Origin of the sequence: Sandaracinobacter sp. (genome assembly GCF_041909755.1) — a bacterium.
Taxonomy (GTDB): domain Bacteria; phylum Pseudomonadota; class Alphaproteobacteria; order Sphingomonadales; family Sphingomonadaceae; genus Sandaracinobacteroides.
On record NZ_JAYRCW010000020.1, the window covers coordinates 1 to 22,564 of the forward strand.

At 68.2% G+C, this 22,564-nt stretch carries 26 protein-coding genes; 22 read left to right on the forward strand and 4 right to left on the reverse strand.

What is annotated here, in order from left to right; genetic code table 11:
- Positions 1-85 precede the first annotated feature (85 nt).
- The 14 genes from ACE3O8_RS04595 to ACE3O8_RS04660 all read left to right on the forward strand — a co-directional run bounded on the left by ACE3O8_RS04595 (position 86) and on the right by ACE3O8_RS04660 (position 12,204).
- Entirely contained in the window at positions 86-511 is a 426-nt protein-coding gene (locus tag ACE3O8_RS04595; RefSeq protein WP_374387261.1) for an SUF system Fe-S cluster assembly regulator, read from the forward strand.
- Positions 508-1,992, forward strand: coding sequence for a Fe-S cluster assembly protein SufB (sufB, locus tag ACE3O8_RS04600; protein WP_374387263.1), 1,485 nt, complete (start codon positions 508-510; stop codon positions 1,990-1,992). The genes ACE3O8_RS04595 and sufB overlap by 4 nt, the downstream gene beginning before the upstream one ends.
- A 119-nt stretch (positions 1,993-2,111) precedes the next feature.
- The gene (locus tag ACE3O8_RS04605; RefSeq protein ID WP_374387266.1) at positions 2,112-2,579 is read left to right on the forward strand and encodes an endonuclease domain-containing protein; all 468 of its coding nucleotides are present in this window, start codon (positions 2,112-2,114) and stop codon (positions 2,577-2,579) included.
- On the forward strand, positions 2,579-3,319 hold the full coding sequence (gene sufC / locus ACE3O8_RS04610) for a Fe-S cluster assembly ATPase SufC (RefSeq protein WP_374387268.1): 741 nt from the start codon (positions 2,579-2,581) through the stop codon (positions 3,317-3,319). The genes ACE3O8_RS04605 and sufC overlap by 1 nt, the downstream gene beginning before the upstream one ends.
- Complete coding sequence (locus tag ACE3O8_RS04615) at positions 3,316-4,041, forward strand: SufD family Fe-S cluster assembly protein (protein WP_374387270.1); 726 nt, start codon at positions 3,316-3,318, stop codon at positions 4,039-4,041. The genes sufC and ACE3O8_RS04615 overlap by 4 nt, the downstream gene beginning before the upstream one ends.
- Positions 4,020-5,264, forward strand: a complete 1,245-nt coding sequence (locus tag ACE3O8_RS04620; RefSeq protein WP_374387272.1) for a cysteine desulfurase — start codon at positions 4,020-4,022, stop codon at positions 5,262-5,264. Before ACE3O8_RS04615 ends, ACE3O8_RS04620 begins: the two co-directional genes overlap by 22 nt.
- On the forward strand, positions 5,261-5,719 hold the full coding sequence (locus ACE3O8_RS04625; protein WP_374387274.1) for an SUF system Fe-S cluster assembly protein: 459 nt from the start codon (positions 5,261-5,263) through the stop codon (positions 5,717-5,719). The genes ACE3O8_RS04620 and ACE3O8_RS04625 overlap by 4 nt, the downstream gene beginning before the upstream one ends.
- Positions 5,716-6,078: a HesB/IscA family protein gene (locus tag ACE3O8_RS04630; RefSeq protein WP_374387276.1), complete on the forward strand. Its 363-nt coding sequence runs from the start codon at positions 5,716-5,718 to the stop codon at positions 6,076-6,078. The genes ACE3O8_RS04625 and ACE3O8_RS04630 overlap by 4 nt, the downstream gene beginning before the upstream one ends.
- Positions 6,075-6,941: an N-formylglutamate amidohydrolase gene (locus ACE3O8_RS04635; protein ID WP_374387278.1), complete on the forward strand. Its 867-nt coding sequence runs from the start codon at positions 6,075-6,077 to the stop codon at positions 6,939-6,941. The genes ACE3O8_RS04630 and ACE3O8_RS04635 overlap by 4 nt, the downstream gene beginning before the upstream one ends.
- A gap of 204 nt (positions 6,942-7,145) precedes the next feature.
- Positions 7,146-7,319: a PEP-CTERM sorting domain-containing protein gene (locus ACE3O8_RS04640; RefSeq protein WP_374387279.1), complete on the forward strand. Its 174-nt coding sequence runs from the start codon at positions 7,146-7,148 to the stop codon at positions 7,317-7,319.
- Between the two features lie 105 nt (positions 7,320-7,424).
- Positions 7,425-8,096, forward strand: coding sequence for a YoaK family protein (locus ACE3O8_RS04645; protein ID WP_374387281.1), 672 nt, complete (start codon positions 7,425-7,427; stop codon positions 8,094-8,096).
- Positions 8,097-8,110: 14 nt separating this feature from the next.
- A complete protein-coding gene (locus tag ACE3O8_RS04650; RefSeq protein WP_374387283.1) occupies positions 8,111-9,463 on the forward strand; it encodes a flavin-containing monooxygenase in 1,353 nt (450 codons plus the stop codon).
- Positions 9,464-9,472: 9 nt separating this feature from the next.
- Complete coding sequence (locus ACE3O8_RS04655) at positions 9,473-11,425, forward strand: S9 family peptidase (RefSeq protein WP_374387285.1); 1,953 nt, start codon at positions 9,473-9,475, stop codon at positions 11,423-11,425.
- 11 nt (positions 11,426-11,436) lie between these two features.
- Complete coding sequence (locus ACE3O8_RS04660; protein ID WP_374387287.1) at positions 11,437-12,204, forward strand: SDR family NAD(P)-dependent oxidoreductase; 768 nt, start codon at positions 11,437-11,439, stop codon at positions 12,202-12,204.
- A 213-nt stretch (positions 12,205-12,417) separates the two neighbouring features.
- Here the strand turns inward: ACE3O8_RS04660 and ACE3O8_RS04665 are convergent, their stop codons facing one another.
- Both ACE3O8_RS04665 and ACE3O8_RS04670 read right to left on the reverse strand, forming a co-directional pair.
- Positions 12,418-13,056, reverse strand: coding sequence for a queuosine precursor transporter (locus tag ACE3O8_RS04665; RefSeq protein ID WP_374387289.1), 639 nt, complete (start codon positions 13,054-13,056; stop codon positions 12,418-12,420).
- Positions 13,053-14,420, reverse strand: coding sequence for an MATE family efflux transporter (locus ACE3O8_RS04670; protein WP_374387291.1), 1,368 nt, complete (start codon positions 14,418-14,420; stop codon positions 13,053-13,055). Before ACE3O8_RS04670 ends, ACE3O8_RS04665 begins: the two co-directional genes overlap by 4 nt.
- A gap of 77 nt (positions 14,421-14,497) precedes the next feature.
- On the opposite strand from ACE3O8_RS04670, the gene ACE3O8_RS04675 reads away from it, so the two are divergent.
- Complete coding sequence (locus tag ACE3O8_RS04675; RefSeq protein WP_140928625.1) at positions 14,498-14,743, forward strand: DUF2312 domain-containing protein; 246 nt, start codon at positions 14,498-14,500, stop codon at positions 14,741-14,743.
- Positions 14,744-14,747: 4 nt separating this feature from the next.
- Here the strand turns inward: ACE3O8_RS04675 and ACE3O8_RS04680 are convergent, their stop codons facing one another.
- Positions 14,748-15,236 carry an N-acetyltransferase family protein gene (locus ACE3O8_RS04680; RefSeq protein WP_374387293.1) on the reverse strand — a complete coding sequence of 163 codons (489 nt, stop codon included), beginning with the start codon at positions 15,234-15,236 and terminating at the stop codon, positions 14,748-14,750.
- Positions 15,237-15,331: 95 nt separating this feature from the next.
- On the opposite strand from ACE3O8_RS04680, the gene ACE3O8_RS04685 reads away from it, so the two are divergent.
- From ACE3O8_RS04685 to ruvA, 5 genes are all read left to right on the forward strand, one after another.
- Positions 15,332-15,817, forward strand: coding sequence for a (2Fe-2S)-binding protein (locus tag ACE3O8_RS04685; protein WP_374387295.1), 486 nt, complete (start codon positions 15,332-15,334; stop codon positions 15,815-15,817).
- Between the two features lie 5 nt (positions 15,818-15,822).
- The gene (locus tag ACE3O8_RS04690) at positions 15,823-16,602 is read left to right on the forward strand and encodes a xanthine dehydrogenase family protein subunit M (protein WP_374387297.1); all 780 of its coding nucleotides are present in this window, start codon (positions 15,823-15,825) and stop codon (positions 16,600-16,602) included.
- Between the two features lie 220 nt (positions 16,603-16,822).
- Positions 16,823-17,563 carry a YebC/PmpR family DNA-binding transcriptional regulator gene (locus tag ACE3O8_RS04695; protein ID WP_374387299.1) on the forward strand — a complete coding sequence of 247 codons (741 nt, stop codon included), beginning with the start codon at positions 16,823-16,825 and terminating at the stop codon, positions 17,561-17,563.
- Complete coding sequence (ruvC, locus tag ACE3O8_RS04700; RefSeq protein WP_374387319.1) at positions 17,563-18,048, forward strand: crossover junction endodeoxyribonuclease RuvC; 486 nt, start codon at positions 17,563-17,565, stop codon at positions 18,046-18,048. Before ACE3O8_RS04695 ends, ruvC begins: the two co-directional genes overlap by 1 nt.
- On the forward strand, positions 18,045-18,644 hold the full coding sequence (ruvA, locus tag ACE3O8_RS04705; RefSeq protein WP_374387301.1) for a Holliday junction branch migration protein RuvA: 600 nt from the start codon (positions 18,045-18,047) through the stop codon (positions 18,642-18,644). Before ruvC ends, ruvA begins: the two co-directional genes overlap by 4 nt.
- Here ruvA and ACE3O8_RS04710 read toward each other — a convergent pair.
- Positions 18,641-19,747 (reverse strand): dipeptidase, encoded by a 1,107-nt coding sequence (locus tag ACE3O8_RS04710; protein ID WP_374387303.1) that lies wholly within the window; start codon positions 19,745-19,747, stop codon positions 18,641-18,643. The genes ruvA and ACE3O8_RS04710 overlap by 4 nt on opposite strands.
- Before the next feature lie 37 nt (positions 19,748-19,784).
- On the opposite strand from ACE3O8_RS04710, the gene ruvB reads away from it, so the two are divergent.
- Both ruvB and ACE3O8_RS04720 read left to right on the forward strand, forming a co-directional pair.
- The gene (ruvB, locus tag ACE3O8_RS04715; protein WP_374387305.1) at positions 19,785-20,816 is read left to right on the forward strand and encodes a Holliday junction branch migration DNA helicase RuvB; all 1,032 of its coding nucleotides are present in this window, start codon (positions 19,785-19,787) and stop codon (positions 20,814-20,816) included.
- 3 nt (positions 20,817-20,819) lie between these two features.
- Positions 20,820-22,454 (forward strand): sulfotransferase, encoded by a 1,635-nt coding sequence (locus ACE3O8_RS04720; RefSeq protein WP_374387307.1) that lies wholly within the window; start codon positions 20,820-20,822, stop codon positions 22,452-22,454.
- Positions 22,455-22,564: the final 110 nt, after the last annotated feature.

The window sequence follows — 22,564 nt, forward strand, 5'->3', positions numbered from 1 at the left end:
GGCCCGCCCGGCCCAACCCCTTGATTGCGCCGGGCGGGCAACCCATCTAAACCGGACAAATCCGGTCTTAAATCGATTCGAGTTCATGCTGCGCCTGTCCAACCTTGCCGATTATGGGGTCGTCGTGATGACGGCAGCCGCCCGCGCGGCCGCCGAAGGGCGGCTCACGTCCGCCGCGCAGGTCGCCCAGCTGACAGGCATTCCCGCCCCCACCGTCGCCAAGCTGATGGGCCAGCTGGGCCGGTCCGGCCTGCTCACGTCGCAGCGCGGCGTCGCGGGCGGCTTCTCGCTCGCCCGCCCCGCGCCGCAGATCAGCCTTGCCGACATCGTGGAGGCGATCGATGGCCCCATCGCGCTCACCCATTGCGGGCAGCCCGGCGCCAGCTGCTGCGATCTCTCCTCCAACTGCGCCGTCCGCCCGCACTGGGCGCCGGTCAACCGCGCCGTGAAGTCCGCGCTCGAAGGCGTCAGCCTCGCCGAACTCGCGCCCGCCGAAAGGCATTTCGCATGACGAACACGGCCACCGAGCCCCGGAACGCCGAAGCCGCCGCAGCGGTCGATGAACTCTCCACCTACAAATGGGGTTTCGCGACCGACATCGAGCAGGATTTCGCCCCCAAGGGCCTCAGCGAGGATACCGTCCGCTTCATTTCGGCGAAGAAGAACGAACCGGAATGGATGCTGGAATGGCGGCTGAAGGCCTATCGCATCTGGCTGACCATGGTTGAGCCGGACTGGGCGAAACTGAAGATCCCGCCGATCGACTATCAGGACGCCTATTACTACGCCGCGCCCAAGGCGAAGCCGACGCTGGCGAGCCTGGACGAGCTGGATCCGGAAATCCGCCGCACCTATGAAAAGCTCGGCATCCCGATCGAGGAGCAGAAGGTGCTGGCCGGGGTCGAGGGCGCGCGCAAGGTCGCGGTGGACGCCGTGTTCGACAGCGTTTCCGTCGCCACCACCTTCCGCGAGGAGCTGAAGCGCGCGGGCGTCATCTTCCTGTCGATTTCGGAAGCCATCCGCGAATATCCGGATCTCATCCGCAAGCACCTCGGCTCCGTCGTCCCCGTGCGCGACAACTATTTCGCCTGCCTGAATGCGGCCGTGTTCTCAGACGGCACCTTCGTGCTGGTGCCAAAGGGCGTCCGCTGCCCGATGGAGCTGTCCACCTATTTCCGCATCAACGCGGAAAACACCGGCCAGTTCGAACGCACGCTGATCGTGGCCGAAGAGGGCAGCTATGTCAGCTACCTCGAAGGCTGCACCGCCCCCATGCGCGACGAGAACCAGCTGCACGCCGCCGTCGTGGAGCTGGTGGCGGAGGCCGATGCCGAGATCAAATATTCCACCGTCCAGAACTGGTATCCCGGCGACAAGGACGGCAAGGGCGGCATCTACAATTTCGTGACGAAGCGCGCGCTGTGCCGCGGGGCGCGAAGCAAGGTGAGCTGGACGCAGGTGGAAACCGGCAGCGCCATCACCTGGAAATACCCGAGCTGCGTGCTGATGGGCGAGGATTCGGTGGGCGAGTTCTACTCGGTCGCCGTCACCAACAACTACCAGCAGGCCGACACCGGCACCAAGATGATCCATCTGGGCAGGGGCAGCCGCTCCACCATCGTGGCCAAGGGCATTTCCGCCGGCCGGTCCGACAGCACCTATCGCGGTCTGGTGAAGGTGGGGCCAAGCGCGGAAAACGCCCGCAACTTCACCCAGTGCGACAGCCTCCTCATCGGGGACAGATGCGGCGCGCACACCATCCCCTATATCGAGGTGAAGAACCCCAGCGCGCAGATCGAGCATGAGGCCACCACCAGCAAGATCAGCGAGGACCAGAAGTTCTACGCCATGCAACGCGGCCTCTCCGGCGAAGAGGCCGTCGCCCTCATCGTCAACGGCTTCTGCCGCGAAGTGCTGCAGCAGCTCCCCATGGAATTCGCCGTCGAAGCCCAGAAGCTGCTGGGGATTTCGCTTGAGGGGAGCGTGGGATGAGGCCTGTGCATCCCGCGCCGCCAGGCGCCCCCACCCCCAACCCCTCCCCTGAAGGGGAGGGGAGGCATCAAGCCCCTCCCCTTCAGGGGAGGGGTTGGGGTGGGGCCGACAATGGGGGTGTGGCCGACCAGCCCGCCGAACCCCTGCGCGGACGCGGAAAGACATGGGGAATCCCCAAATCCGGGATCGACACCCTGCACCATCATGCCCGCCGGATGCGAAATACGCCGACCGAGCCTGAAGCGCGGTTGTGGGCCAGACTCTCCCGCAGCCAGCTTAAAGGCTGCAAGTTCCGCCGCCAGGCAGCCATCGGGCCGTTCATTGCGGACTTCCTCTGCCCTGCCGCCAGGCTGATCGTGGAGATCGACGGCCACACGCACGACGCCGCAAAGGATGCTGCCCGCGATACGAGGCTGCTGGCGCAAGGGTATCGCACCCTGCGTTTCAGCAATGTTGACGTGCTTCGGAACATGGACGGCGTCCTGCATGCCATTTCGGCTGCCCTTGCCGTGCAGACATTGCCTCCCGCGCTACGCGCCCACCCCAACCCCTCCCCTGAAGGGGCGGGGCTTCTGGAAGCCTCTTGATGCTTGAAATCAAAAACCTCCACGCCACCGTCGGCACGCGCGAGATCCTGAAGGGTCTCACCCTGTCCGTGAAGGCGGGCGAAGTCGCGGCCATCATGGGGCCGAACGGTGCGGGCAAGTCCACGCTCGCCCATGTGCTGGCGGGCCGCGAAGGCTATGAGGTGACGCAAGGGTCTGCCACCTTCGAGGGCCGCGACCTGCTCGCGCTGGAGCCGCACGAACGCGCCGCCGCCGGCCTGTTCCTCGGCTTCCAGTATCCGGTCGAAATCCCCGGCGTCTCGAACCTCCTCTTCCTGCGCACCGCGCTCAACGCGCAGCGCAAACTGCGCGGCGAGCCCGAAATCTCCGCCGCCGATTTCATGAAGCGCGTGCGCGCGGAAGCCGCCGTCCTCGGCCTCGACATGGAGATGCTGAAGCGCGGCGTGAACGTCGGCTTTTCCGGCGGCGAGAAGAAGCGCAACGAAGCCTTTCAGCTGGGCATCCTCGAACCGAAGTTCGCGCTCCTCGACGAGACAGACAGCGGCCTCGACATCGACGCGCTCAGGATCGTTTCCGAAGGCATCAACCGCTTCCGCCGCGAAGACCGCGCCGTGCTGCTGATCACCCATTATCAGCGCCTGCTCGATCATGTGAAACCCGATGTCGTGCATGTGCTGGCGGGTGGCCGCATCGTCGAAACCGGCGGCCCCGATCTCGCGCTGCGCCTCGAAGCGCAGGGCTATGAGGGCCTTGCCGCATGACGGCGCTGCCCACCCGCAAGCAGGAAGCCTGGCGCTATGCCGACCTGAAGGCGGTGGAAGCGCTGTGGCCGCCGCCGCCAGCGCGGCTCATCCCGGTGCCCACTGGCGAGAGCCGGGAAGAGGTTGTGCGCGTCACCGAAGGCGGCATCCACGACCTGCATGTCGAACTGGCGCCGGGCGCGTCGCTCACCCTCGTGCTGCTCGCGCGCGCCCCCGCCTATGCCCGCATCGCGGTGACGGCGCATCTGAAGGCGGGCGCGTCGCTCGACCTCGGCGGCATCCTGCTCGCCGACGGAGAGGCCGTGCAGGAACTCGTCACCGATATCCGCCACGAGGAGCCGGGTGCCGAAAGCCGCCAGCGGGTCCGCCTCGTCGTCGATGATCGCGCGACGGGCACCTATCTCGGCCGTATCGTCGTCGCCCGCGATGCGCAACAGACGGATGCCGAACAATCCGCCCGCGCGCTGGTGCTGAAGCGCACCGCCACCGCGAACCTGAAGCCGGAACTGGAAATCTTCGCAGACGATGTGAAGTGCGCCCATGGCTGCACCGTGGGCGAGCTGGACAAGGCCGCGCTCTTCTACCTCGAATCGCGCGGCATCCCCCGGGCCGAGGCGCAGGCGCTGCTGACCCGCGCCTTCGTGGCGGACGCGCTTTCTGGTCTTGCCGACAGCGAGGCGCTGGAAGCCGAAACCAGCCAATGGCTGGAGGCGCGGGCATGAAGCCGCTCGCCGCCCATTTTGCCACCGCGCCCCGCCTGCTCGACCTGCGCGGCGAATTCCCCGCCCTGCCCGAAGGCTGGGCCTATCTGGATGCCGCCGCCACCGCGCAAAAGCCGCGCCCGGTGATCGAGGCGATCACCAACGCCTACGCCCGCGACTATGCCACCGTGCATCGCGGCGTCTATGCCCGCTCCGCCCATATGACAGAGGCCTATGAGGCCGCGCGCGAAGCGGCAGCCCGTTTCCTGAACGGCCGTGTCGACGAAACCATCTTCGTGCGCGGCGCAACCGAGGCGATCAACCTCGTCGCCAACAGCTGGGGCGATGCCAACATCGGCGCCGGCGACCGCATCCTGCTGACCCAGCTGGAACATCACGCCAATATCGTGCCCTGGCGCATGCTGGCCGATCGCACCGGCGCCGAAATCGATGTCGCCCCGCTCACGCCGGATGGCCGGATCGACGAAGCGGCGCTCATCGCCCTCATCACCCCCGCCACGAAGCTGGTCGCCATCGCCCATGTCTCCAACGTGCTCGGCTCCGTCGCCGATGTGGCGCGGATCGCCGACGCCGCCCATGCGGCGGGCGCGAAACTGCTGGTGGATGGCTGCCAGGCGGCCCCCCGCCTGAAGGTCGATGTGCAGGCGCTGGGGGCCGATTTCTACTGCTTCTCTGCCCACAAGCTCTATGGCCCCACCGGCATCGGCGTGCTGTGGGTGAAAAAGCCCATCCTCGATGCCATGCCCCCCTGGCAAGGCGGCGGCGCCATGATCGACGAGGTTCGCTTCGAACGCGTCACCTATGCCGATGCCCCTCAGCGCTTCGAAGCCGGCACGCCGCACATCGCGGGCGCCGTCGGCCTCCACGCCGCCATCCGCTGGGTGGAAGATATCGGCATCGAGGCGATCGACGCGCATGAACGCGCGCTCACCGCGATTGCCCGCGCCGAACTCGCGCGGCTGAACAACCTGCGCCTGTTCGGGCCGGAGGAGACCGCCGGCATCCTCAGCTTCGCCGTGGGCGACATCCACCCCCATGATGTCGCCACCATCCTGGATGAAGGCGGCGTCGCCATCCGCGCCGGCCATCACTGCGCCCAGCCGCTGATGCGCTGGCTGGGCGTGCCGGCCACCGCCCGCGCCAGCTTTTCCGCCCACAGCAGCGAAGCCGATGTGGCGCTGCTGGTGAAGGGCATCGAACGCACGATGAGGATCTTCGGATGACCGACCAACCCGAAATCCGCCGGTTCGAGGTGGAACTGGTGGAAGAAGCGCCGCCGGTGCCCAAGGCGCCCCCGCCCGGAGAACAACCGCGCCAGCGCGACTATCTGGATGGCTTCCTCACCGAACGCGCCCCTGTCGCGCAGGCGCTGGAGGGCGAGAGCCTGAAAGACCAGGTGATCGCCGCCCTGCGCGACATCTTTGATCCGGAAATCCCGGTGAACATCTATGATCTCGGCCTCATCTATGGCGTCGACATCGATGAAGGCCATGTCACCGTCACCATGACGCTGACGACCCCGCACTGCCCCGTCGCCGAGTCCATGCCCGGCGAAGTCGAACTGCGGGTGATGGCCGTGCCCGGTGTCGCCACCTGCGATGTGAACTTGGTGTGGGATCCGCCCTGGAACCCGGCCAACATGTCCGACGAAGCACGGCTGGAGCTTGGAATGCTATGACGACGCAAAGCCTCACCCGCCGCCCGCGCCCCGCGCCCATCACGCTGACGGACAACGCCGTCCGGCGCATCGCGGACCTGATCGCCAGGGCCCCCGGCCCGGTCGCGGGCGTCCGCCTCTCCACCCCGAAGCGCGGCTGTTCCGGCCTCGCCTATTCCATCGACTATGTCGAAACCCCCAGGGCAGGCGACGAAGCGGTCGAAACCCCGTCCGGCACGCTCTTTGTCGATGGCGGCTCGCTCCTCTATCTCATCGGCTCCGTGATGGACTGGGTGGAGGATGATTTCACCGCAGGCTTCGTCTTCAATAACCCCAACGCCAAGGGCAGCTGCGGCTGCGGAGAATCCTTCACAATATGAGCGACGGGCCGGCCCCCTACAGCCTCACCGGCCGGCTCGACGGCACGCGCCCCATCCTCCTCGCCTCCCCCCACAGCGGCACCCATCTCCCGGCGGATTTCCTCGCCAACAGCCGGCTCGATACCCATGCGCTCCGCCGCATAGAGGACGCCCATGTCGGCGCGCTGCTCGGCCCTGCGACTGCCACCGGCCTGCCGCTTCTGGAAGCAACGCACAGCCGCACCGTCATCGATCTGAACCGCGCGGAAGATGAACTGGATCCGTCGATGTTCGCAGGCGCCGTCACCGGCACCCCAAACATCTCCGACCGGGTCCGGCGCGGCTATGGCCTGTTCCCGCGCGTCGCCGCCCCGAACCAGCCGATCCACCTGGCGCGCCTGCCCGCCGAAACCGGCGCGGCCCGCATCGAACGGCTGCACCGCCCCTGGCACCGCGCCATCGGGCAGGGGCTGGCCCAGGCCGCCGCCCGCCACGGCCATGCCCTGCTGCTCGATGTCCATTCCATGCCCCGGCTGGATGGGGATCATCCCGCCACGCTGGTGCTGGGCGACCGCCACGGCCGCAGCGCAGCGCCGCAACTTGTGGGCTGGCTGGAGGCCGCCTTCACGGCGCGCGGGCTGAAGGTGGCGCGAAACGCCCCCTATGCGGGCGGCCACACCACGGAACGCCATGCCGCCCCGGACGGGGGCATCCACTGCGTGCAGCTGGAATTCGATCGCACGCTCTACATGGACACCGCCACGCTGCGCCCCCATGGCGGCTTCCAGCCGCTCGCTGCCCTCATCGCGGATGTGCTGGCCGCGCTGGAACCCGCGCTTCCCGCGCTCGGCCTCGGCCGCCAGCTCCCGTTCGCCGCCGAATAGCAACGGCCCGCCAGCGCCCCCGGCGCGGACGCAGGCACATGGCGCGTCTTTGGCACCGGTTACCGCGCAGCCTCTGGCGGCGCATGTCACAAAGGTTAACAGCCGCTCACCTGATTTTGGGTTAATGAGGGGCTGCAAGCTTCACCGGAACACCGGGTCGCGAACGTCAAGAACCCATAATCAAGAACAAGGGGTCGAACGGCAATGAGGACATCGATCATCGCAGCACTGGCCGCCACCGGGCTCGCAACGCCCGCTCTGGCAGCCTCCGGCATCGCGCCGGATCCCGCCAGCTGGCTGATGCTCGTCATGGGCGCAACGATGATCGGTCTCACCGCAAGCGGCCGTCGTCGCAGGACCGGTCGGGTCGCAGAATGAACAACTGACAGCCTTTGGGTCGCGCCAAAGGGCTCGGAACGGGCCGTCCTTCGCAAGAGGGGCGGCCCGCTTCCATTTTCGGGGCAGGATTTTAGTCTGCCGCCCATGCAGTCGCTCGATCGCCCGGCCCAGGCCCTCGCCGCCAGCCTGTCCGCCCTCGCGGGCTTCACCGATGCCGTCGGCTTCCTCGGCATGGGCGGCTTCTTCGTCTCCTTCATGAGCGGGAACAGCACCCGCGTCGGCGTCGGCCTCGCCAGCGAAGGCGCGGCCGCCGCGATCGCCGCCAGCCTTGTCGCCGCCTTCGTCGCCGGCGTCGCCTCGGCCTCGCTCCTCGCCCGCAGCGCCGGCCGCTGGCGCAAGCCCGCCGTGCTGTTGCTCGTCACGCTCGCGCTCGCGCTGGGCGCGCTTCTGCATCAGCCCGGCGCGGCGCCCGGCGCCTTCCTGTTCGTCGCATTCGCGATGGGGGCGGAAAACATGGTGTTCCAGCGCAACGGCGAAGTCGCCGTCGGCCTCACCTACATGACGGGCACGCTGGTGCGCATCGGCAGCCGGCTGGCGGATGCGCTTTCGGGCGGCCCGCGCTGGGAATGGATACCCTGGCTGCTGCTGTGGGCTGGCCTCGTCACCGGCGGCATGCTGGGGGCCTTTGCCTGGCTGCGCTTTGCCTCGGGCGCGCTCTGGATCGCCACCGGCCTTGCCGCCTGCCTCACGATTGCGGGGCTGATGATCGCGCGCCGCACTCCCAAGTCTGCCGGTTTCGCGGGGCCACCGAACTGATCATCCTGCCGGGCATGGCACATGCAGAATCCAGGGTCCTCATCATCGGCGCCGGCTGTTCCGGCTTCACCACCGCCAAGCGGCTGAAGGACGAAGGCATCCCCTTCGACTGGTTCGAACTGTCGGACAGGATCGGCGGCAACTGGGCCTACAACAACGCCAACGGCCGCTCGGCCGCCTATGCCTCGCTCCATATCGACACCTCGAAATGGCGCCTCCAGTTCGAGGATTTCCCCTGCCCGGCGGACTGGCCCGATTTCCCGCACCACAGCCTGCTGCTCGGCTATTTCAACGACTATGTCGATCATTTCGGCCTGCGCCCGCTCATCCGCTTCAACAGCGAAGTCGCCCGTGTCCGGCAGGAGGGCGCCGGCTGGTTCGCCGAGGTGAAGTCGGGCGGCGAAACCGCCACCCACGGCCCCTACAGCCATGTCGCCGTCTGCAACGGCCATCACTGGGATCCCAACATCCCCGCCATCCCCGGCACCTTCACCGGCACCGAACTGCACGCCCGCGATTACCGCACCCCGTTCGAACCCGTTGACACGCGCGGCAAGACGATCGTCGTCGTGGGGCTGGGCAACACCGCAGTCGATATCGCGTCGGAACTCGGCCAGCGCTCGCTCGGCACCCGGCTCATCGTCTCGGCCCGGCGCGGCGTCTGGGTGCTGCCGAAATATCTGAACGGCAAGCCGATGGACAAGACGCCGCTGCCCGCCTGGGTGCCGGGCTGGCTGAAGCGGCGGCTGGGGGCCTGGGCCGTGCGCAAGGCGGTCGGCAACATGGAGGATTACGGCCTCCCCGCGCCCGATCACAAACCGCTTGAGGCGCATCCCACCGTCAGCTCCGAATTCCTCCTGCGCTGCGGCAACGGCGACATAGAGGTGAAGCCCATCGTCACCGAAAAGGCCGGAGACGAACTGGTCTTCGCCGACGGCAGCCGGGAAAAGGTGGATATCCTCATCCACGCCACCGGCTACCGCCTCAGCTTCCCCTTCCTGTCACCCGAAGACGTCGCCCTGAAAGACAATCAGCTGCCGCTCTTCAAGCGCATGGTGCAGCCCGATCCCCGCCTCCACGGCCTGTGGTTCATGGGCCTCGCCCAGCCGCTGCCCACGCTCGTCAATTTCGCGGAACAGCAATCGAAGCTGTTCGCCGCCTGCGTGGCCGGCCGCTATGCCCTGCCGCCCCCGGCGGAAATGGCCCGCATCACCGCAGCCGACGAAGCCGTCCACAAGGGTCATTATTATGCCTCGCAGCGGCACACGATCCAGGTCGATTTCGATCTCTACTGCCATGATCTGAAGGCGGAACTTGCGCAGGGGGAACGGCGGGCGCAGACAGGCGGCCGCAAACTCGCAGCCTGAAAGTCGCCCATGCGCTCCTTCCCCCTTCGTCCCGCCCTTCTCGGCCTGCTGCTCGCCGCCGCCGTCCCCGCAATCGCCGCGCCTGTCGCGGTCCGGCAGCAGGGCAGCGCCCGGCTGGAGAATGTGCCGCCGGTGCCGGCAGAGGTGGCGGCAGCGGTGCAGCGCTACCAGATGAACCGCGCGGCAGAGTTCGAGGACTGGCTGGCCGACGGCTCCATCCTGATCGGCACCCGCTTCGGCGCGACACGGCAGCTGCACCAGGTCGCGGCCCCCGGCGCGGCCCGCACCCAGCTTACCTTCGGGGCGGAACCCGTCGGCAATGCCATCGCCATCCCCGGCACCACCGATTTCGTCCTCAGCCGCGATACCGGCGGCGACGAATGGTTCCAGCTCTATCTGCGTCCCCTGTCCGGCCCGGCCCGCCAGCTGACGGAACCGGGCACCCGCAACCAGTCCGCCGTCGTCGGCAAGGACGGCCGCCTGCTCGTCTGGGCAGAGGCGCGCAAGGGCAGCAGCGCCTATCGCATCCTCGCCACGGATCCGCGCGCGCCGGGGCCGCCGCGCGAACTGCACAAGTCGGATGGCGCGGTCGCCCCGGCGGCGATCGCGCCGGGCAACGGAAAGCTCATCTTCCTGCGCGGCCTCTCCAACCGCGAAAACCGCATCTTCGAACTGGATCTGGCAACCGGCGCCGTCACCCGCATCGCGCCCGATGCGCCCGCCGCCCGCTATGAATCCATCCGCTACAGCCCGGCGCCGGGCAAGCTCCTCGCCATTTCCGATCGCGGCAGCGATACGCGGCAACTGGTGGAGCTGGACATGGCGACGGGCGCGCAGCGCGTGATCGCCCCGCCCGCCGCAAGGGGCGCCCGCCTGTGGGACGTGGAGGAATTCGCCCTCGCCCCCGATGACCGCACGCTTGCCTATGTGCTGAACGAGGATGGCTTCTCCCGCCTGCATCTCCTCGATCTCGCCACCGGCAAGGCATTGCCCGCCCCCGCGCTGCCCAACGGCGTCCTTCAGGCCCTGCGCTTCTCGCCGGATGGCAAGCGCCTCGCCATCGGCTTCACCAACGCCACCTCCGCCGGCGACGTATGGAGCTGGGACATCGCCGATGCGAAGCTCGTCCGCTGGACCAGCTCGGAACTGGGCGATCTCGATCCCGCGACGCTGGCCGAACCGCGCCTCATCCGCTTCCGCTCGTTCGACGGCGAATCCGTCCCCGCCTTCGTCTATCGCCCGAAGGGCGTCGCGGCCGACGCCCGCACCCCCGTCATCATCGATATCCACGGCGGGCCGGAAGCGCAGACACGGCCCATCTGGAACTATGGCGCGCAATATTTCGCCGATGCGCTGAAGGCCACCGTCATCCTCCCCAACGTGCGCGGCTCCGATGGCTATGGCCGCCGCTACCTCAACCTCGACAATGCGGCGAAGCGCGAGGACAGCGTGAAGGATATCGGCGCCCTGCTCGACTGGGTGAAGGCCCAGCCCGATCTCGATGCCGGTCGCGTCGCCGTCTATGGCCAGTCCTACGGCGGCTACATGTCGCTCGCCGTGATGACGCATTATTCCGACCGTCTGGCCGGCGGCGTCGCCCGTTACGGCATCAGCGATTTCGCCACCTTCCTCAACAACACCGAAGCCTATCGCCGGGATAACCGCCGCGCCGAATATGGCGACGAGCGCGATCCGGCGATGCAGAAGGTGTTCGCCCGCATCTCGCCCATGGCGAACATCGGGAAGATCACGAAACCCATGCTCATCATGCAGGGCGCCAACGATCCGCGCGTGCCGCAATCGGAATCCGATCAGGTGGTGGCAAAGCTCCGCGCGAACGGGAACGAGACCTGGTACGTCCTGTTCGCGGATGAAGGCCATGGCTTCCTGAAAAAGCCCAACAACGATCTCCGGCGGGAAGTCGAGACGCTGTTCCTGCAGAAGCTGTTCAACAAGGATTAGGGGAGAGGCAGATGGGGAGGGTCTCGGGCAAGGTCGCGCTGGTCACCGGCGCGGCCATGGGGCTGGGCGCGGAAACCGCCCGTCGGCTGGCGCGCGAAGGCGCGGCCGTGATGCTGACGGATGTGGCCGACGGGCAGGCGGATGACGTGCTGCGCGGGATCCGCGCCGAAGGCGGCCGCGCCGAATTTCGCCATCAGGACGTCACCTCGGAACAGGGCTGGGCAGACATCGTCGCGGCCACGAAGGCCGCCTTCGGCGGGCTTCATGTGCTGGTGAACAACGCGGGCGTCGCGGGGGAAAGCACGCCGCTCGCCGAGCTGACATTCGATCAGTGGCGGCGCATCCAGTCGGTCAACCTCGATGGCGTGTTCCTGGGAATGCGCGCCTGCGGGCCGGTGATCGCGGAGTCGGGCGGCGGCTCCATCATCAACCTGTCCTCGATCCTGGGGAAGGTGGGCCTGCCCAATGCCGGGGCCTATTGCGCATCGAAGGGCGGGGTGCTGCTGCTCACCAAGGCGGCGGCGCTCGAATGGGCGCCGCTCGGCATCCGGGTGAACAGCGTCCACCCCGGCTTCATCGAGACGCCGATGGTCACCACCGCGCTGCAACAGGCCGAAAACGGCAACGAGATGCGCGACCAGCTCATCTCCGCCCACGCACTCGGCCGCTTCGGCGTCCCGCGCGAGATCGCGGATGCCATTCTCTTCCTCGCCTCGGATGAATCGAGCTTCATGACCGGCGCCGAACTCGTCATCGACGGCGGCTACACCGCGCACTGAAGAAGTCCGAACCGACAGAGGAACCCCGAGGCCGCGTCCGGCCCCGGGGCCTCTTCCAACCCTAGCGGAAGAGCTCGGCTACACCGCCTGCAAAGCAAGATCGGTGCCATTTGCCGCCATTTCGCCAAGTCGCTGGAATAGGGTGAAAAGCCGTTAACCATTTTCCGGCGCAGGTCATGAAATTGTAAACTCCCCCGACAGGGGCGCGCGGAATCAGCCCCGGTCCAGCCGCCGGCCCACCGCCACGGCCAGGTACAGCAGCGGGATCGCCAGCCCCCAGATCAGCGCCTTCGCCGCCAGCTGGCCGCCGATCACCGGCAGCAGCGCGAACTTCCCGTAAAAGGCGATGGTCACGAAGATCAGCGTGTCCACCGTCTGCGCCACAAAGGCCGCCACGGTCGCCCGCACCCACAGCATGTGCCCGCCCGGCTGCCCGCGCATCCAGGTGAAGATCGTCACGTCCAGCGTCTGCGAAATGCCATAGGCCACGATCCCGGCCAGGATCAGCCGCATGGAGCTGCCCATCACCTGCTCGGCGACCGCCTGGCCGTCCCATCCGGCCGCCGGCGGCAGCGCCAGCACCAGCTGCATCAGCCCCACGGAAAACAGCAGCGGCACGAATCCCATCAGCACCATGCGCTGCGCCACCGGCCGCCCGTGCAGCTCGGCGGTCGCGTTCGTCACCACGATCGCCAGCAGGAAGCCGAACACCCCGCCCGGCACCGCCAGCGGCCCCAGCTTGATCAGCTTGAAGCCCAGCACGCCCGCCACCACCAGCAGCCCGCCATACAGGACCGCGAACTGCTGCAGCGATTTCGCCGGCGCGGCCTTCACATCCGTTGCGTCACTCATCCGTCCACCTGCTTCATCCTGTCACCCAGCCAGTAGAATCGCGCCGTCAGCGCGCCGCCCGAAATCAGGCTGGCCACGATAACCGCCCAGATGATCCCGTCGAGCCCGCCGCCCCGCACCACCGCCAGCCACCAGGCCATCGGGATCATGATCACCACATAACTCACGAAATGCATGCCCGTCGGCCACCAGATGTCGCCCCGCGCCCTCAGCGCGTTCGAGGCCACCACCTGCGCGCCGTCCGCCATGAAGAACAGGCACGAAAGCAGCAGCGCGCTCCCCGCCATCGCCAGCAGCGCCGGGTCTTCGGAATAGGCGCTCGCCACCAGCTCCCGGTCCAGGAACACGAACACCGACAGCAGCAGCAGCGCCGCCAGCGCCAGGCGCATCCCCATGCCGAAGGCCCGCTTCACCGCGGTCGCGCTGCCCGCGCCCACCCCGCGCGACACCAGCACGGCGGTCGCGGCCGCAATCCCCATCGGCACCATGAACACCGCCGCCGCCACGTTCAGCACCACGGCCCAGGCCGCCACCACCAGCACGCCCAGCTGCGCCGCCACGAAGTTCATGCCCGAAAAGGCCCCCGCCTCGATCGCATAGCTCACGCCAGAGGCATAGCCGATCCGCCGCTGCTCCCGCGCTTCGGCCCGGTCGGGCGGGCTGGGGCGGAACACGCCCATTTCATGCGCCTGCGGCCAGCGCCAGATCCACCAGCCCAGCATCAGCATCAGGCAGATCCGCGCCACCAGCGTCACCCAGCCGGCCGCCACCGCGCCCGCCACGGGAAAGGGCGACAGCCCCGGCACCAGCCACAGCGCCAGCGCCAGGTTGATCAGGTTGGCGATCCACATCGCCACCATCGGCACCTGCGGACGTCCCTGCGCCTCCAGCCAGAACCACAGCGAATCCGCCACCAGATAGGGCGTCAGGCTCAGCGAAAACACGATCAGCGCCGCGCTCGCCCCGGCAGCCAGCGAAGGCTCCAGCCCCATGTTGCGCAGCACCGGCGGCCCCAGCAGCACCAGCACGGCCGTCGAAACCACCCCGATCAGCAGCGCATAGGCAACCCCGCGCCGCAGCACCGGCCCGGTCCGTTCCGGCCGCCCGGCCCCGATGTGCCGCGCCGTCAGCACCTGCACCCCCAGCAGCAGCCCGATTCCCGCCACCAGCACAGTCACCGTGGGGGCCCAGCCCAGCGCGTGATAGCCAAGCTCCACCGCCGAATAATGGCCGACGACGATGGCATCCGTCAGGCCCATCGCCATGATGCCCAGGCGCGACAGCACGTTCGGGCCTGCCAGCTTCAGCAGTTCCCGGTAGCTGCCCTCGGGCGCGCCCTCGGCTCTGTGCGGCATCGCATCCATCGGCGGCGCATAGCGATGTTGCCGTCCCGCGCAAAGCGCCCTAGCAGGCAGGCACAAATCCGAATCGAAGGAATCCCATGTCGAGCGCGAACGTCTCCGCCGAGCAACTGAAGCTGTTCATCGAGCGCATCGAAACGCTGGAAGAGGAAAAGCGCGGCATCGCCGACGACATCAAGGACACCTATGCCGAAGCCAAGGCCAACGGCTATGACGTGAAGACGATGCGCACCATCGTCCGCCTGCGCAAGATGGACACCAACGCCCGCGCCGAAATGGAAGCCCTGCTCGATACCTACAAGGCCGCCCTCGGCCTGGAGATCTGAGCGCTCAGCCCTCCAGCGCGCGAAACATCACCAGCGCGTCCACGAACCCCAGCGCCGGGTGCCGGAACGCGCCCGGCAGCCGCCCCGCGATTTCGAACCCCAGCCGCTGCCACAGCCGCACGGCCCGTTCGTTGGTGCTGACCACGAAATTGAACTGCATCGCGCGGAATCCCCGCGCCTTCGCATGCGCCAGCGAATGCAGGCACATCGCCTGCGCCACCCCGCGCCCGGTCGCCGCCGCCGCCGTCATGTAGCCGCAGTTGGCCACATGGCTGCCGCCGCCTGCCTGGTTCGCCCGGATGTAATAGGTGCCCAGGATCTCGCCGTCGGCCTCGGCCACAAACGTTTCCCGGTCGGCGCCCATCCAATAGGCGATGGCGTCCGCCTCGGGCATCGCCGGGTCCAGCGCATAGGTTTCGCCGGCCCGGATCACGGGCAGGATGATGGCGGCGATCGCCGCGGCGTCGGCGGGGCGGGCAGGGCGGATATCCATGCAGCCCGGGGTATCGGCTTCGGCCCACCTGCGCAATCAACCCACTGGCCCCGCCCGGCCCGCCACGCTAACAGGCAGGGGAGGAGGCAGCAGGCATGCGAACCACATTCACCCTGAACGGCGAGGCGCATGCCGCCGACGCGCCGGATGAAACCCTCCTCACCGAATATCTGCGCGACACGCTGGGCCTCACCGGCACCCACATCGGCTGCGACACCAGCCAGTGCGGGGCCTGCAACGTGCTGGTGGATGGCGAAAGCGCCAAGGCCTGCACCCTGCTCGTCGCCACGCTGGAAGGCGCGCGCGTCACCACGATCGAGGGGCTGGGAACCGAGGCGCATCTGCACCCCATGCAGGCCGCCTTCCGCCAGGCGCACGCCCTGCAGTGCGGCTTCTGCACGCCGGGCATGGTCGTCGCCGGAATCGCCATCGCCGAACGCCATGGCGCAGAACCGTCCGAAGAGGTCATCCGGCACGAGCTCGAGGGCAATCTCTGCCGCTGCACCGGCTATCAGCACATCGTGGAGGCGATCCGCATCGGCGCCCGCGCCATCCACGCCCCCGCCGGCGAGACGGAGTAAGGCCCATGCATCCCTTCACCCTGATCCGTCCGAAAAGCCTCGCCGAAGCGGGCAACGCCTTCCGGGGCGACGCTGCCTTCCTGGCCGGCGGCCATACGCTGATCCCGGCGATGAAGGCCCGGCTTCGCGCGGTGGAAACGCTCATCGATCTCACCGCCATCCCCGGCCTCGACGGCATCGCGCGTGAAGGCGATCATCTTCGGATCGGGGCCACCGCGCGCCACGCGAAGGTCGCGCGCGACGCAGCCGTGCGCCAGTCGATCCCGGCGCTCGCCACGCTTGCGGGTGGCATCGGGGATCCGCAGGTCCGCAACCGGGGCACGATCGGCGGCAGCCTTGCCAACAATGATCCCGCCGCCGACTGGCCCGCCGCCGCGCTGGGGCTCGATGCCGTCCTCGAAACCAGCCAGGGCAGCCATGCGGCCGAGGATTATTTCCAGGGCATGTTCGCAACCGCGCTCGCCGACGGAGAGATCCTCACCGCCATCCGCTTCCGGGTGCCGCAGGCGGCCGCCTATGCGAAGCACCCCCACCCGGCCAGCCGCTATGCGCTGGCGGGGCTGTTCGTCGCCCGCTTCCCCGAAGGCCATCGGGTGGCGGTGACGGGCGCGACCATGGGGGTGATGCGCTGGACGGGCGCGGAAGCCGCGCTCGACACGGGCGAGAGCCTGGAAGGCCTCAGCCTCGCCTCCGACGATCTGGCGAGCGACATCCACGCCAGCGCGGAATTCCGCGGGCATCTGGCCGGCGTCATGCTCCGCAAGGCGGTGTCCGAGCTTGTCTGAACCCGGGCATTCATCCGCCGGATTCTGACCGGTTTCCAACAGGATATTCAGGCAACCCCTTGAAAACAAAGTGTAGGGAAATGTTCCACGTGGAACATTTTCCAACAATTCAAATACCATAACGGTCAATTTCGCTGCGCAGGTCGCGGATCGGGCCATTGCCTGCCGGCTGTCGGCCAAGTCTTTTCAAACGGCTTGTCCCGGCTTAAGGCGCGACGTCATGGCAGGTCATTCCAAGTTCAAGAACATCATGCACCGCAAGGGTGCGCAGGACGCGAAGCGGTCGAAGCTGTTTTCGAAGCTCGCGCGCGAAATCACCACGGCGGCCAAGGGCGGCAATTCGGATCCCGAATTCAACCCGCGCCTGCGCGCCGTGATCGCCACCGCCAAGGCGGCTTCCATGCCCAAGGACAATATCGACCGGGCGCTGAAGAAGGCCGAGGGCGGGGACGCGGAAAATTACGAGGAGATCCGCTACGAAGGCTTCGGCCCCGGCGGCGTCGCCGTGATCGTCGAGGCGCTGACCGACAACCGCAACCGCACCGCGACCGACGTGCGCACCGCCTTCTCGAAGAACGGCGGCAATGTCGGCTCGTCGGGCTCCGTCTCCCACGGGTTCGAACGGCTCGGCCTCATCACCTATCCGGCCGCGGCCGGCAACGCCGACAAGGTGTTCGAAGCCGCCCTCGAAGCGGGCGCCGACGATGTGGAATCCGGCGAGGACGAGCATGAGATCTGGACCGCGGCCGACGCCCTCCACGAAGTGGCGAAGGCGCTGGAAGCCGCGCTTGGCGACAATGCCGGCGCGAAGCTCGCCTGGCGGCCCAAGGAATGGGTCGAAGTCGGCACGGATACCGCCCAGCAGCTGCTGAAGATGATCGATGCGCTGGAAGACCTGGACGACGTCCAGAATGTCTATGGCAATTATGATGTGCCGGAAGAGGTGCTGAGCCAGCTGTGATCCGCATCCTGGGCCTTGATCCCAGCCTGTCGCGGACCGGCTGGGGCCTCATCGAGGCCGAGGGCAACAGGTTGAGACACATCGCCCATGGTGCTTGCCCCACCCGGGCCGCCGATCCGCTGCCCGTGCGGCTGAAGATGCTGCACGACGGCATCGCCGCCCTTGTCGCGGCCCATGCCCCGCAGGAGGCGGCCGTGGAGGAAGTGTTCGTGAACAAGAACCCCCAATCCACCCTGAAGCTGGGGCAGGCGCGCGGCGTGGTGCTGCTGGCGGTGGGCCATCTCATCGTTTCCGAACATGCGACGCGGCTGGTGAAAAAGGCGCTGACGGGCACCGGGGCGGCGGAAAAGGCGCAGGTCGCCGCCATGGTCGCCCGCATCCTGCCGGGTTGCGGCCCGCTGGGCGAGGACGAGGCCGACGCGCTCGCCGTCGCCATCGCCCATGCCCATCTGCGCACCGCCGCCCAGATGCGGGTGCCGGCATGATCGCCAGCCTGAAGGGCATCGTGCAGGCGATCGGCGTCGACCATGCCGTGATCGACGTCGCCGGCGTCGGTTATCTGGTGCAGGCCTCGTCGCGCACGCTTGCCCTGCTGGAACCGGGCGCCGCCGCCTTCCTTCTGGTGGAAACGCAGGTCCGCGAGGACGCCATCACCCTGTTCGGCTTCGGCACGGCTGAGGAGCGGGACTGGTTCCGCCTTCTTACGGGCGTTCAGGGCGTGGGCGGCCGGCTTGCGCTCGCCATCCTCGGCACGCTGGCGCCGGACGAGATCGCCCGCGCCATCACGCTGGACGACAAGGCGATGATCGCCCGCGCGCCGGGCGTCGGCCCGCGCCTCGCTGCCCGCATCACCACCGAACTGAAGGGCAAGGCCCCGGCAGCGGGCGGCTTCCCCGACATCGCGCTGCCCAACGCCCCGCGCCCGGCCTCGTCAGAGGCGGACGCCATCGCCGCGCTCGAATCGCTGGGCTTCCGCACGGCGGAAGCCGCCCGCGCCGTCGCACAGGCCCTGCGCGACCTGGGGGAGGAGCAATCCACCCCCGCCCTCATCCGCGAATCCCTGAAGCGCGCCAGCCGCTAACCGCCCCACACGTCGCGATAGACGCGAAGCCAGTTCGTTCCGAACAGCTTTTCCAGCTTCGCCTGCCCATGGCCCCGCGCCGCAAGCCGGTCCGCCAGATAGGCGAAGCGGTCGATCCGGTTCAGCTCCAGCACCAGCGGCAGCACGTCCGGCCCCTCGCCGGGCGCGGCGAATCCCATCTTCGACCGGTATTCATGGTCGGCGCGCGCGGCCTTCCAGGTTTCCTCGGTGATTTCGCGGGCCAGCGGGCCATTGTCGGTGCCGATCGCCACATGGTCCTCGCCGCAGACCTTCCAGGCATGTTCGATATGGGCAATCACGTCGGCGGCGGTCGCCTTTCCGCCCCGCACCAGGAAAGGCATGAAATAGATGCCCACCACCCCGCCCTTGTCCGCGGTGGTCTTCATGTCGGCGTCGAAGATGTTGCGCGGATGATCGAACAGGTCGCGGCAGCCGGTGTGGCTGACGGTGGGCGGGCGCTTCGCCATCGCCAGCCCCTCGCGGATGGTGCGCGCGCCGCCGTGGGAAAAGTCCAGCAGCAGCTTTTCCGCCTCGATCCGCTCGATCGTCGCCTTCGCCAGCCGCGAAAGCCCGGCGTCGGCCGGCTCCAGCGCGCCGTCGCCCGACAGGTTCCTCAGATTGTAGGTCAGCTGGACGCAGCGGACGCCGCGTTCCCTCATCTTCGCCAGCCGGTCCAGCTCGGTGCCGACCATCGCCGTGTCCTGCGTGCCATAGATGACGCCCAGCTTGCCGGCCTTCCTCGCCGCCTCGATGTCGGCGGCGGTCTTCACCTTCACCAGGAAATCCGGATTCGCGGCGAACAGCGAATCATGATTGTCCATGAAGCGGTTCACCTCGTCCCACACGTCGGGCTGGTTGCCCACCGGCACCAGCGTGGTGCGCAGCGCGGTGACGCCGGACTGGCGCAGTTCGGCCTTGGCCCGGTCAGACAGGCGGGTCTGTTCTTCGGGTGCATAGGGGTCGCCCAGGCCCGAAAGCCCGTCGATCACCAGCGCGCCATCGAACCAGCGCGGCGGTTTCGCCAGCGCCGGTGCGGCAAGGGTCGCGGCGCCCGCCGCCAGCAAGGTTCGACGTGTCAGCACTCTTTCATCCCCCGTTCGCGCTGCTAAGGGGTTCAGGATGGACGATGCCGACAGGCTGATCAATCCGGGCAGGCGGACGGACGACGCGGATGCCGCGCTCAGGCCCAAGACGCTTGCCGATTTCGTGGGGCAGAAGGCCGCGCGGGAAAATCTGCGCGTGTTCATCGATGCCGCCCGGCACCGGGGCGACGCGCTGGATCATGTGCTGCTGGCCGGGCCGCCGGGGCTGGGCAAGACCACGCTGGCGCAGATCGTGGCGCGGGAAATGGGCGTGGGCTTCCGCGCGACATCCGGCCCGGTGATCGCCAAGGCAGGCGATCTTGCCGCGCTGCTGACCAACCTGGAACCCAACGACGTCCTGTTCATCGACGAGATCCACAGGCTGGCGCCCCATGTGGAGGAAATCCTCTATCCCGCAATGGAGGATCGGGCGCTGGACATCATGATCGGGGAAGGCCCCTCCGCCCGGTCGATCCGGGTGGATCTGCCGCCCTTCACGCTGGTCGGCGCCACGACCCGGTCGGGCCTTGTCACCCAGCCGTTGCGCGATCGTTTCGGCATCCCGGTGCGGCTGGTCTTCTATACCGAGGAGGAACTTCACTCGGTGGTGACGCGGGCGGCCGGGCTGCTGGGGCTGGCACTGACAGAGGATGGCGCGCGGGAAATCGCGAAGCGGGCGCGGGGCACGCCGCGCATCGCCGGGCGGCTGCTGCGCCGGGTGCGGGATTTCGCCGCCGGGCGGGCCGATCCTGTGGATTCGTCCTTTGCAGACAATGCCTTGAGCCGTCTGGAGGTGGACCGGCTGGGGCTGGATGCGCAGGACCGGCGCTATCTGTGGATGATCGCGGACCTTTACCGGGGCGGTCCCGTCGGCATCGAGACGCTGGCGGCGGGCCTGTCGGAAGCGCGGGACACGCTGGAGGATGTGGTGGAGCCCTATCTGATCCAGACGGGCCTTGTCGCACGCACGGCGCGGGGGCGGGTGCTGAACGCGCCCGCCTGGGCGCATCTGGGCCTGAAGGCGCCGCAGGGCCAGGCGGAACTGCCGCTGGACGAGACGGGCGCCTGATCCGTGGCGACACCGGCTTCCGCCATTGACCTCGACGAGATGCTGGACGCCGCGACGGCCGACCCGGAGCTGCTGTCGGCCGCCGCCGCGCTGGCGGCCGGCGACCTGCCCGTGGCGGAACGGGCGCTGCGCACCCGGCTGAAACAGCGCCCAACCGACGTGCCCGCGATCCGCATGCTGGCCGAGCTGGCGGGCCGGATCGGCCGCTATGCCGATTCGGAAAAGCTGCTGCGCCGGGCACTGGAACTGGCGCCCGGTTTCCACGCCGCGCGGCACAATCTGGCGGTCGTGCTGCAACGGCAGGGCAAGGCGGAGGAGGCGCTGGCGGAGATCGACCGGCTGATGGCCGAGGATCCGGATGCGCCGGGCTATCGGGTGCTGCGGGCCGCGATCCTGGTGCGGCTGGGCGATTATCAGGCCGCGATCGACGCCTATGAGACGCTGCTGGAAAGCCATCCGTCCCAGCCCATGGCCTGGATGAGCTATGGCCATTCGCTGAAGACGGTGGGCCGGCAGGCCGACAGCGTGGCCGCCTATCGCCGCGCGATCGAACAGGCCCCGGCGCTGGGCGAGGCCTGGTGGAGCCTCGCCAACCTGAAGACGGTGACCTTCACCGACGCCGACATCGCCGCCATGGAAACCGCGCTGGCGGGCGACGGGCTGGCGGACGAGGACCGGTTCCACCTGGAATTCGCGCTGGGCAAGGCGCAGGAGGACCGGCGCAACTGGGCGGCGAGTTTCGGCCATTATGCCCGCGGCAACGCGCTGCGCCGCGCGCAACTGGATTACAGCGCCGACGACACCAGCGCCAATGTGGAGCAGGTGCGCCAGCTCTATGGCCCGGACTTCTTCGAGGCGCGGGCCGGCATGGGCTGCCCGGCGCCCGATCCCATCTTCGTGGTGGGCCTGCCGCGATCGGGTTCCACCCTGATCGAGCAGATCCTGTCGTCGCACAGCCTTGTCGAGGGGACGATGGAGCTGCCCGACATCATCGCCATGGCGCGGCGGCTGGGAGAGCGTCAGAAGGACGGACAGGGCCCCCGCTTCGCGGACCGGGTGGCGGCGCTGGATGCCGCGCAGATCCGCGCGCTGGGCGAGGAATATCTGGCGCGCACGCGGGTTCAGCGAAAGACGGACAGGCCCTTCTTCATCGACAAGATGCCCAACAATTTCCTGCACACGGGCCTCATTCACCTGATCCTGCCGAACGCGAAGATCATCGATGCGCGCCGGCACCCGCTGGGCTGCTGCTTTTCCGGCTTCAAGCAGCATTTCGCGCGCGGCCAGGCCTTCAGCTATGACCTGTCGGACATCGGCCGCTACTGGCGGGACTATGCCCGGCTGATGGCGCATTTCGACGAGGTGCTGCCGGGGCGGGTGCACCGGGTGATCTACGAGCGCATGGTGGCCGACCCCGAGGCCGAGATCCGCGCCCTGCTGGATTATTGCGGGCTGGCGTTCGAGCCCGCCTGCCTCAGCTTCCACAAGACCGAGCGTGCCGTCCGCACCGCCAGTTCGGAACAGGTTCGCACGCCGCTCTACGCCTCTGCTGTGGATCATTGGCAACAGTATGACGAATGGTTGGGGCCGCTGCGGGCCGCCATCGGTTCGGCGCTGGACAGCTACCCGGGCGTGTAGCAGTCTGTGGCTGCACACCCCGTGCCACAAGCGGGGGTGCAGGGGCCGGTACAGGCCCGGGGAGGACTGACGCCAGCCAACCGAGGCGACCGGTGAACGGTCGCCCGATC